At 71.9% G+C, this 10272-nt stretch carries 7 protein-coding genes and 4 tRNA genes; 5 read left to right on the top strand and 6 right to left on the bottom strand.

Annotated features, from left to right (window positions below; translation table 11 throughout):
- The 3 genes from ACFW1I_RS02820 to ACFW1I_RS02810 form a co-directional block, all read right to left on the bottom strand.
- Nucleotides 1-1844 (bottom strand): DEAD/DEAH box helicase (locus tag ACFW1I_RS02820; protein ID WP_384665423.1); only part of this gene is annotated, 1844 nt, incomplete at its 3' end.
- Between the two features lie 199 nt (nucleotides 1845-2043).
- Nucleotides 2044-2697, bottom strand: a complete 654-nt coding sequence (locus ACFW1I_RS02815) for a hypothetical protein (protein WP_384665421.1) — start codon at nucleotides 2695-2697, stop codon at nucleotides 2044-2046.
- 276 nt (nucleotides 2698-2973) lie between these two features.
- Nucleotides 2974-3324: a metallopeptidase family protein gene (locus tag ACFW1I_RS02810; protein ID WP_030496497.1), complete on the bottom strand. Its 351-nt coding sequence runs from the start codon at nucleotides 3322-3324 to the stop codon at nucleotides 2974-2976.
- A gap of 104 nt (nucleotides 3325-3428) precedes the next feature.
- Here ACFW1I_RS02810 and ACFW1I_RS02805 point away from each other — a divergent pair.
- The 3 genes from ACFW1I_RS02805 (at nucleotide 3429) to ACFW1I_RS02795 (ending at nucleotide 3710) form a co-directional block, all read left to right on the top strand.
- Nucleotides 3429-3501 (top strand) — tRNA-Glu (locus ACFW1I_RS02805).
- Nucleotides 3502-3540: 39 nt separating this feature from the next.
- Nucleotides 3541-3614, top strand: a tRNA-Asp gene (locus ACFW1I_RS02800).
- Nucleotides 3615-3636: 22 nt separating this feature from the next.
- A tRNA-Phe gene (locus ACFW1I_RS02795) sits at nucleotides 3637-3710 on the top strand.
- A gap of 234 nt (nucleotides 3711-3944) precedes the next feature.
- Here the strand turns inward: ACFW1I_RS02795 and ACFW1I_RS02790 are convergent.
- The 3 genes from ACFW1I_RS02790 to ACFW1I_RS02780 are packed head-to-tail and all read right to left on the bottom strand — an operon-like array spanning nucleotide 3945 to nucleotide 5973.
- A complete protein-coding gene (locus ACFW1I_RS02790) occupies nucleotides 3945-4778 on the bottom strand; it encodes a cytochrome c biogenesis CcdA family protein (RefSeq protein WP_384665419.1) in 834 nt (277 codons plus the stop codon).
- Nucleotides 4775-5557 carry a DsbA family protein gene (locus ACFW1I_RS02785; protein ID WP_384665417.1) on the bottom strand — a complete coding sequence of 261 codons (783 nt, stop codon included), beginning with the start codon at nucleotides 5555-5557 and terminating at the stop codon, nucleotides 4775-4777. The genes ACFW1I_RS02790 and ACFW1I_RS02785 overlap by 4 nt, the downstream gene beginning before the upstream one ends.
- Before the next feature lie 59 nt (nucleotides 5558-5616).
- Entirely contained in the window at nucleotides 5617-5973 is a 357-nt protein-coding gene (locus tag ACFW1I_RS02780) for a hypothetical protein (RefSeq protein WP_384665415.1), read from the bottom strand.
- Nucleotides 5974-6085: 112 nt separating this feature from the next.
- On the opposite strand from ACFW1I_RS02780, the gene hrpA reads away from it, so the two are divergent.
- Both hrpA and ACFW1I_RS02770 read left to right on the top strand, forming a co-directional pair.
- Entirely contained in the window at nucleotides 6086-10072 is a 3987-nt protein-coding gene (hrpA, locus tag ACFW1I_RS02775; protein WP_384665413.1) for an ATP-dependent RNA helicase HrpA, read from the top strand.
- An 84-nt stretch (nucleotides 10073-10156) separates the two neighbouring features.
- A tRNA-Asp gene (locus ACFW1I_RS02770) sits at nucleotides 10157-10230 on the top strand.
- The last annotated feature ends 42 nt before the right edge of the window (nucleotides 10231-10272 follow it).

Raw genomic sequence — 10272 nt, 5'->3', positions numbered from 1 at the left:
CGGCGGAAGCCGCCGGACGGACGGTCGTTGTCACGGCGCTCGAAGGAACGGCCACCACGGTCGTCACGGTCACGGAACGACGGACGGTCGTTGTCCCGGCGGAAGCCACCGGACGGACGGTCGTTGTCACGGCGCTCGAAGGAACGGCCACCACGGTCGTCACGGTCACGGAACGACGGACGGTCGTTGTCACGGCGGAAGCCACCGCGGTCGCGGCGCTCGTAGTTGCCCCGCTCGTCGCGGGCCGGGCGCTCCTCGCGGCGCTGCTCCTCGCGGGCGGCGCGCTCGGCCTCGGCGGCGGCCGCGGCGACCTCGGCCTCGGCGGCCTCGACGACGGCGGCGACGGCGGTCTCCGGGTCCTCGCCGCGCTCGCGGGCGGCCTGGGCGACGAGGCGGTCGGCCTCCTCGCGGAGCTCGACGGCGCGGCGCTGGAGGCGCTCCAGCTGACGGGTCAGGTCGACGACCTCGCGCTCGGCCTGCTTGGCCGAGTTGTTCGCCGAGTCGGCCTGGACCTCGGTCAGCGAACGGGCGCCGGTGATCTCGGCGACCTCCGGGTCGAAGGCGCCGGCGCCGCCGACGATGTGGCGCGAGGCGTCGACGCCCGCGTCCTCCATCAGGCGGAAGATCTGGCGGCGCTGGTGCGGCAGGGCCAGGGAGACCACGACGCCGGAGCGGCCGGCGCGGGCGGTGCGGCCCGAGCGGTGCAGGTAGTCCTTGTGGTCGCCGGCCGGGTCCACGTTGAGGACCAGGTCGATGCCGTCGACGTGGATGCCGCGGGCGGCGACGTCGGTGGCGACGAGGACGTTGACGTAACCGTCCTTGAAGTCGGCCAGGGTGCGGGTGCGGGCGCCCTGGGTCATGCCGCCGTGCAGCGCGTCGGCCTTCACGCCGGACTCGCGCAGCTGCTCGGCGACGCGGTCGGCACCGAGCTGGGTGCGGACGAAGATGATCGTGCGGCCCTTGCGGGCGGCGATCGCGGCGGTGACCGGCGCCTTGTCCTTCGGCTTCACGACCAGGACGTGGTGGGTCATGGTGGTGACGGCGCCGGCGGACGGGTCGACCTCGTGGGTGACCGGGTTCACCAGGTAGCGCTTCACCAGGCTGTCGATCTCGTTCTCCAGCGTGGCGGAGAAGAGCAGACGCTGACCGCCGACCGGGACCTGGTCGAGGAGCTCGGTGACCTCGGGCAGGAAGCCCAGGTCGGCCATCTGGTCGGCCTCGTCGAGGACGGCGACCTGGACCTGCTCCAGGGAGCAGGCGCCGCGGTTGATGATGTCGCGGAGACGGCCCGGGGTGGCGACGAGGATGTCGACGCCGCGCTCCAGGGCGTAGATCTGGTTGCCCATCGACGTACCGCCGCAGACGACCTTCATCCGGAGGCCGAGCACGTCGCCGTAGGGCTGGAGGGCGTCCGCGACCTGCATCGCGAGCTCACGGGTCGGGGTGAGGATGACGCCGCGGGGCTTCTTCTTCTCGGTCTCGCCGCCGGCCAGGGTGGCGAGCAGCGGGAGGCCGAAGGAGAGGGTCTTGCCGGAGCCGGTGCGGCCGCGGCCCAGGATGTCCTTGCCGGCCAGGGCGTCCGGGATGGTCGCCGCCTGGATCGGGAAGGGGGTGGTCACGCCGTTCTGCGCGAGCTTGCGGACGACGCCCTCGGGCAGACCCAGGTCACCGAAGGTGATCTCGGGGGTCTGGTCGGCGTCGTCGGCCTCGTCGGCCAGGTCGTCGGCCTCGACGGCGCCGTCGGTGAGCTCGTCGGTGATCTCGGCGTCGTCGGCCAGCTCGACGATCTCGGTGATCTCGTCGTTCTCGGGCATGACGGCGTGGTCAGAACTGGAAATGGACATGCGAAATGCGAAACCTTCCGGAGTCTCGGCACGCGCCCGTCAACTCCGTGTTTCGCACAAGACCGCCTCTATGCGGTCAGCCACGGCAAGGGAGAGTACGCGCCAGTCACGGCGCTCTTCGGTCGTGGCGCCGGGCAAATGGGATCAAACGATCTACCACCATACGCACTCCCCCCCACTCAAGGCAAACCGATGCCCGTCACACCGGGCTCACCTGCGGCGATGCCATCGGCTCGGGGGATGATCCGGCGGCGCGCACGCCACCCATCTGGGTGGAGGGTCCCTCGGTCGGCGGATCGGTCGGGTTCGAGGTCGGCTCGGGGGTGGGCTCCGGCGTCGGCTCCGGGGTCGGCTCGGGCGTCGGGGTCGGCTCCGGCGTGGGCTCCGGCGAGGGGGTGCTCCCGCCGCCGCCCGGCGCGCCTCCGGCCTCCCCGCCGGTCCCGCCCGTGCCGCCGCCGTCCGCGCTCCCGCCGCCCGTGCCGCCACCGGCGGTTCCGCCCGCGTCCCCGCCGCCCGCGCTCCCGGACGCGCCGCCCGTCCCGGAGTGCCCGCCGGCCGTGCCGCCGGCCTCCGGGGGCGTCCTGGGCGCCGCCGGTCCGCCGGGCTCGGCCGGGCCGGGGGTCTCCGCGCCCGCGCTGGGCGAGGCGGAGGCGGAGGGCGAACCGCTCGGCACCGGCGACTTCCCGCCACCGCCCTTCGCGTCGGGCGCGCCGGGCCGGTCGCCGTGTCCGCCGCCGTACGCGCCCCCGCCGCCGTCGGGCGCCCCGGAGCCGCCGTCCGGCTCGGCCGACGCGCCCGGCTTCCCCCCGGTCGCGCCGGGCGCCGGGCGGGCGCTCTCGTCGCTCACACTCATACAGCCGCTCAGGCCGGCGCACGCGGCGACCGCGAGGGCGGCGGCGGCCCATCGAACGCGGGTGGGGAATTGGCGCACGGAGGCACCTCCAGGACACAGAAGGCGGGGAAGGAACGCGTCCCCCTGCCCAACTCCCCAGGTGTCACAAGGGACACGGGACGACGACCCCTTGTTCGACCCGGAGATCACCCGCACCCCGGCCCCGGAGATCACCCCGGTCCACCCCGGCAGATCACCCGAGGTCCGGCCCGGAGACCACCGAGGTCCGGAGCCGGCTCAGCCGTAGCCCAGCGCGTGCAGCCGCTCGTCGTCGATGCCGAAGTGGTGGGCGATCTCGTGGACCACGGTGATCTCGGTCTCGGCCACGACGTCCTCGCGGGACTCGCACATCCGCAGCGTCGGCCCCCGGTAGATCGTGATCCGGTCGGGCAGCACGCCCGCGTACCACTCGCCGCGCTCAGTCAGCGGCGTCCCCTCGTAGAGCCCGAGCAGCTCGGGATCGTCCGGAGAGGGCTCGTCCTCCACGAACACCGCGACGTTGTCCATCAGCCGCGTCAGCTCCGGCGGGATCCGGTCCAGGGCCTCGGCGACAAGCTCCTCGAACTCCTCGCGCGTCATCTCCAGCACGGACCCATTCTCCCCTCCCCGGAAACCGTTTTGGCGATACCGCCCGCCATCCCATATGCTTCTCACGTCCCCGAGGCGCTGAGAAGCGCCCAGGTGAGCCTCTAGCCCTCATCGTCTAGTGGCCCAGGACGCCGCCCTTTCAAGGCGGTAGCACGGGTTCGAATCCCGTTGGGGGCACGCATTACCGTGTGCGAGACTAGTGATCGCACAAAGCAAGGTCCTGTGGAGCAGTTGGTTAGCTCGCCACCCTGTCAAGGTGGAGGTCGCGGGTTCAAGTCCCGTCAGGATCGCTGAGGTCAGCAATGATCTCGTGGCTGGGTAGCTCAGTTGGTACGAGCGATCGCCTGAAAAGCGATAGGTCGCCGGTTCGACCCCGGCCCCAGCCACAAAGAGAAGGCCCCCGTAGAAAGAACTGGGCCCTCTTCCTTGCCCCGGAAACTCCGACCCCCTTGCCGGGTCGGGCCCCCCCCACACACACACCCCACCACCCACACCCCCCCCCACACACACCCCCCCACACACCCCCCCCCACACACACAACCCCCCCCCCCCCTTCTTCGTTCCCCGGAAAGGTCCGCGCCCGTACGGGGGAAGGGCCCGCGCCCCTCCCCCGTACCGACTCAGGCCTCCTCGCGCCGGCGCCCCCGGCGGCCCCGCAGCGCGAGCACGGCCGCCACCACCGCCACGACCGCGACCAGCAGGGCCCAGTCCGGCACCGCGCGGCCCAGCGCGGAGACCCGCTCCTCCACCGCGAAGGAGTCGTCGACGGAGAGCAGCCCCGGCAGGGCGGTCGTCCCGTCGAAGACGAGGAAGAGCGTGCCGAGGGCCACGAAGAAGAGGCCCGAGACCAGCGAGGTCGAGTGGACCTCGAAGCGGCCCGCGCGCAGCGGCCGGCCGCGCAGCCAGCGCCGCCGGCCCAGGTCGTACCGCTCCCAGAGCAGCGCCAGGACGAACAGCGGGACCGCCATCCCGAGCGCGTAGGCGGCCAGGAGCAGTCCCCCGTACGCCGGGCTGCCGCTCAGCGCCGCCACCGTCAGGACGCTGCCGAGGATCGGGCCCGCGCAGAAGCCGGCGAGGCCGTAGACCAGGCCGAGGGCGTAGACGGAGAGCGCCGAGGTGGGCCGGATGCGGCCGCTCGCCTCGGCGATCCGGCGGGAGGCGAAGCCCAGGCCGAGGATCTGCAGGACGCCGAGCCCGATGATCAGCCAGCCGCCGGCGGTGACCAGCAGGTCCCGGTGGCCGTAGAAGAACCGGCCGGCGAGGGAGCCGGCCGCGCCCAGCGGGACGAGGGTGGTCGCCAGGCCCGCGTAGAGGATGCCGGTCCTGGCCACGAGCTTCGCGCGGGTGTCGATCGAGTACGCGAAGAAGGCGGGCAGGAGCAGGGCGCTGCACGGGCTGAGGAGGGCGAGCAGCCCGCCGAGGAAGGCGGCGAAGTAGCCGATGCCGGAGGTCACCGGCCGGCCTTCGCGGAAGCGCCCTTCTTCGGCGCGGCCTTCGCCGCCGCCTCGATCGCCTCCGTGAAGGTCTCCAGGGGCTGGGCGCCCGCGATCGGCCGGCCGTTGATCAGGAACGAGGGGGTGGAGGAGGCGCCGAGCTCGTACCCCTGCTCCTGGTCCTCGCGTACGGCCTCCCGGGCCGCCTCGCTGTCGCTGTCCTTCGCGAACCGGGCCGCGTCGGGGACTCCGGCCTCCTGCGCGAGGGCGGCGAGCCGGTCCTTGCCGAAGCCCTTCTCCTTGGCGCCCTCGGCGTAGGCGGCCCGGTGGAACTCCCAGAACCGGCCCTGCTGCCCGGCCGCCCAGGAGGCGCGGGCGACGGCCTCCGACTCCTCGCCGAAGATCGGGAAGTTCCGCCACTCGATGCGCAGGGTGCCGTTCTCGACGTACTTCTTCACCAGGGCGGGCTCGGTGTCGCGGGCGAACTTTCCGCAGTAGCCGCACTTGAAGTCGGCGTACTCGATGAGCACGACGGGCGCGTCGGCGCGGCCCAGGGCGAGCTTGTCGGCGGGGTCGCGGCGGGCGTACGCCTCCAGCTCGGCGTAGACCCCGGCGGACGGGTCGGCGGAGACCTCGGCGACGGACGAGGAGCCCGCGGCGCCGGGGGACGACGGCTTGGTGGCGGTGTACGAGACGACGCCGAGCAGCGCGGCGGCGGCGGCCACCCCGGCGACGATCGCGACGGGCCGGGACTTGGACGGCTTGGACGGCTTGGACGGCTTGGACGCGGTCTTGGACATGCGGAAGCGCTCCTGAGGAGGGAAGAGGGAGACGAGGACGGCGGAAGGCGGCCGTCCGTCTACACCCTCAGGACCGACAGCTCCACGGGGGTCGGCACGCGCGCGGGTGGCTCCCGTCCCGGCGACGCGGCCGGGTGGCACGGGTCCGGCTGCCGGACCCCGGGCGCCGGCCGGTCGGCGGCCAGGACGGGCAGCAGCTCGGCGAAGCCCTGCGCCCGCGGCGGCACGACGGGACCCTCGTCGCCCAGGTCGGCCGGACGGCCCGGGTCGCAGCCCGGCACGGCGGCGGCCACGACGACCGGCGCGGTCCCCGGAGGCGCCCCGCCGCCGGACGCCGGGGCGCCGCAGACCAGCAGGCCGAGCACCAGGCCCAGCAGCGCGGCGAACGCCGCCGGCGCGCGGGTGGTGCGGAACATGCGAAACCTCTCCGGTCCGGGCCAGATGCCCGGAATACTACGCACCGCCGCACGGCCCGCTTCGTAAATCGGTTCGCCGCTTCTCGGCCGCAGGTGCGATCCTGGATCCCGTATGTCTACTTCCTTCGCCGCCCTCCAGTCCGTCCTGGCCGAGGTCTCGCTGCGGGACTCCCACCGGCTCGGCCGCCGTCTCGAAGGCGCCCGCCGCATCCGCAAGCCCGAGGCCCGCGCCGCCGTCCTGGACGAGATCGCCGCAGAGGCGGCCAAGGCCAAGGACCGCGTCGACGGGCGCGCCGCCCGCGTACCCGCCGTCACCTATCCCGAACAGCTCCCGGTCTCGCAGAAGAAGGACGAGATCCTGGAGGCGATACGCGACCACCAGGTCGTGATCGTCGCCGGTGAGACCGGCTCCGGCAAGACCACCCAGATCCCGAAGATCTGTCTGGAGCTGGGCCGGGGCGTCCGGGGCATGATCGGGCACACCCAGCCCCGCCGGATCGCCGCCCGCACGGTCGCCGAGCGCGTGGCCGAGGAGCTGAGGACCCCGCTGGGCGAGGCGGTCGGCTGGAAGGTCCGGTTCACCGACCAGGTGAACCCCGACGCGACCTTCGTGAAGCTGATGACGGACGGCATCCTGCTCGCCGAGATCCAGACGGACCGCGAGCTGCGCGCGTACGACACGATCATCATCGACGAGGCCCACGAGCGGTCCCTCAACATCGACTTCCTGCTCGGCTATCTGGCCCAGCTGCTGCCGAGGCGCCCCGACCTCAAGGTCGTGATCACCTCCGCGACGATCGACCCGGAGCGCTTCTCCCGCCACTTCGGCGACGCCCCGATCGTCGAGGTCTCCGGCCGTACGTATCCGGTCGAGGTCCGCTACCGGCCGCTCCTGGAGGAGGACTCCGACGAGTCCGACCGGGACCAGATCACCGCGATCTGCGACGCCGTCGACGAGCTCCGGAGGGAGGGGCCGGGCGACATCCTGGTCTTCCTCTCCGGCGAGCGGGAGATCCGCGACACGGCGGACGCGCTGACCAAGAAGAAGCTCTCCGGCACCGAGATCCTGCCGCTGTACGCGCGGCTCTCGCACGCCGAGCAGCACCGGGTCTTCCAGGCCCACTCCGGCCGCCGGATCGTCCTCGCGACGAACGTCGCCGAGACCTCGCTGACCGTCCCCGGCATCAAGTACGTGATCGACCCGGGCACCGCCCGCATCTCGCGCTACTCGCACCGCACCAAGGTGCAGCGCCTGCCGATCGAGCCGGTCAGCCAGGCCAGCGCCAACCAGCGCAAGGGCCGCTGCGGCCGTACGTCGGACGGCATCTGCATCCGGCTGTACTCCGAGGACGACTTCCTCACCCGCCCCGAGTTCACGGACGCGGAGATCCTGCGGACGAACCTGGCCTCCGTCATCCTCCAGATGACCGCGGCCGGCCTCGGCGACATCGAGAAGTTCCCCTTCATCGACCCGCCGGACCACCGCAACATCCGGGACGGCGTCCAGCTCCTCCAGGAGCTCGGCGCGCTCGACCCGGCGCAGAAGGACCCGAAGAAGCGCCTCACCGAGCAGGGCCGGAAGCTCTCCCAGCTGCCCGTCGACCCGCGGCTCGCCCGGATGGTCCTGGAGGCCGACAAGAACGGCTGCGTCCGCGAGGTCATGGTGATCGCGGCCGCCCTCTCCATCCAGGACCCGCGCGAGCGGCCGTCCGACAAGCAGGCGCAGGCCGACCAGCAGCACGCCCGCTTCAAGGACGAGACCAGCGACTTCCTCGCCTTCCTCAACCTGTGGCGGTACGTCCGCGAGCAGCAGAAGGAGCGGGGCTCGTCGTCCTTCCGCCGGATGTGCAAGCAGGAGTACCTGAACTTCCTGCGCATCCGCGAGTGGCAGGACATCTACTCCCAGCTGCGCACGGTCGCGAAGCAGATGGGCATCCACCTCAACGAGGAGGACGCCCCCGAGCACTCCGTCCACGTCTCCCTCCTCTCCGGCCTCCTCAGCCACATCGGCCTGAAGGACGTGAAGGAGTCCAAGGAGGGCGCCGCGAAGGACGGCCGGCGCGAGGGCACCCGGAACGAGTACCTGGGCGCCCGGAACGCCAAGTTCGCGATCTTCCCCGGCTCCGCGCTCTTCAAGAAGCCCCCGCGGATGGTGATGTCCGCCGAGCTGGTGGAGACCTCGCGGCTCTGGGCCCGGGTGAACGCCCGGATCGAGCCCGAGTGGATCGAGCCGCTCGCCCAGCACCTGGTGAAGAAGACGTACAGCGAGCCGCACTGGGAGAAGGACCAGGCGGCCGTGATGGCCTTCGAGAAGGTGACGCTGTACGGCGTCCCGATCGTCGCCGACCGCAAGGTGAACTACGGCCGGATCGACCCCGAGGTCTCCCGCGAGCTGTTCATCCGCAACGCCCTGGTGGAGGGCGACTGGCGGACGCACCACAAGTTCTTCTCGGACAACCGCAAACTCCTCACCGAGGTCGAGGAGCTGGAGCACCGGGCCCGGCGCCGGGACATCCTCGTCGACGACGAGACGCTCTTCGACTTCTACGACAAGCGCGTCCCCGAACACGTGGTGTCCGGCGCCCACTTCGACTCCTGGTGGAAGCACAAGCGGCACGAGGCGCCGGAGTTCCTCGACTTCGAGCGCGAGATGCTCATCAACGAGAAGGCCGGGGCCGTCACCAAGGACGACTACCCGGACTCGTGGCGGCAGGGCGCGCTCAAGTTCCGCGTGACGTACCAGTTCGAGCCGGGCGCGGACGCGGACGGCGTCACCGTCCACATCCCGCTCCAGGTGCTGAACCAGGTCACCGACGAGGGCTTCGACTGGCAGATCCCGGGTCTGCGGGAAGAGGTCGTCACCGAGCTGATCCGCTCGCTGCCGAAGCCGATCCGCCGCCACTACGTGCCCGCGCCGAACTACGCCGGCCGGTTCCTGGACGCGGTCGTGCCGGTGCAGGAGCCGCTGACGACGGCGCTCGCGCGCGAGCTCCAGCGGATGGTGGGCGTGCCGCTCACCGCCGAGGACTTCGACTGGGCGAAGCTCCCCGACCACCTCAAGATCACCTTCCGGATCGTCGACGAGCGGCGCCGGAAGCTGGCCGAGGACAAGGACCTGGAGACGCTGCGGCTGAAGCTGCGCCCCAAGGCCCGTCAGGCGCTCTCCAAGGCCGCCCAGGCGGCCACGGCGGGCCCGGACGGCTCCGGGCCCTCCCTGGAGCGCTCGGGGCTGAAGGACTGGACGATCGGCAGCCTCGTGCGGGTCTTCGAGACCAAGCGCGGCGGGCAGCCGGTCAAGGCGTACCCGGCGCTGGTCGACGAGGGCGACAGCGTCGCCGTCCGGCTCTTCGACTCGGAGGCCGAGCAGGCGCAGGCGATGTGGCGGGGCACCCGGAAGCTGATCATGCTGAACATCCCGGTGAACCCGGCGAAGTTCGCCTCCGACAAGCTGACCAACCAGCAGAAGCTGGCCCTGTCGGCGAACCCGCACGGCTCGATCCAGGCGCTCTTCGACGACTGCGCCACCGCCGCCGCCGACCGGCTGATCGCCCAGCACGGCGGTCCGGTGTGGGACGAGGAGTCCTTCCGGAAGCTCTACGACAAGGTCCGCGCCGACCTGGTGGACCTGACCGTCCGCACGGTGGGCCAGGTCCAGCAGGTGCTGGCGGCCTGGCAGGCGTGCGAGCGGCGCCTGAAGGCCACCGCGAGCCCGGCGCTGCTGCCGAACCTCCAGGACGTGCGGGAGCAGCTGGCGTGGCTGATGCCGGCCGGTTTCGTGACCCGTACGGGGCTGAAGCGGCTGCCGGACCTGATGCGCTACCTGGTGGCGGCGGACCGGCGGCTCCAGCAGATGCCGACCGGGGTCCAGCGGGACACCACCCGGATGGAGAAGGTCCACGAGATGCTCGACGAGTACGCGTGGCTCCTGGAGCAGCTGCCGAAGGGGCGGCCGGTGCCGGCGGAGGTCACGGACATCCGCTGGATGATCGAGGAGCTGCGGGTGAGCTACTTCGCGCACGCGCTGGGCACTGCCCATCCGGTGTCGGACAAGCGGATCGTGAAGGCGATCGACGCGGCCGTCCCGGCTCCGGCGCGGTAGCGGGGCCCTCGCCGTCGGTGAGTTCGACCGGACCGCTGACCTGCTGTACAGTTCTTCTCGCAGCCACGCACGATCGGTTGTGAGGGTCCTGTGGAGCAGTTGGTTAGCTCGCCACCCTGTCAAGGTGGAGGTCGCGGGTTCAAGTCCCGTCAGGATCGCTTTGGAAGAAGGCCCGCATCGTCTCGATGCGGGCCTTATTA

Source organism: Streptomyces sp. NPDC058955, assembly GCF_042741435.1.
Classification (GTDB): domain Bacteria; phylum Actinomycetota; class Actinomycetes; order Streptomycetales; family Streptomycetaceae; genus Streptomyces.
This window is presented reverse-complemented; position numbering and strand designations above follow the sequence as displayed.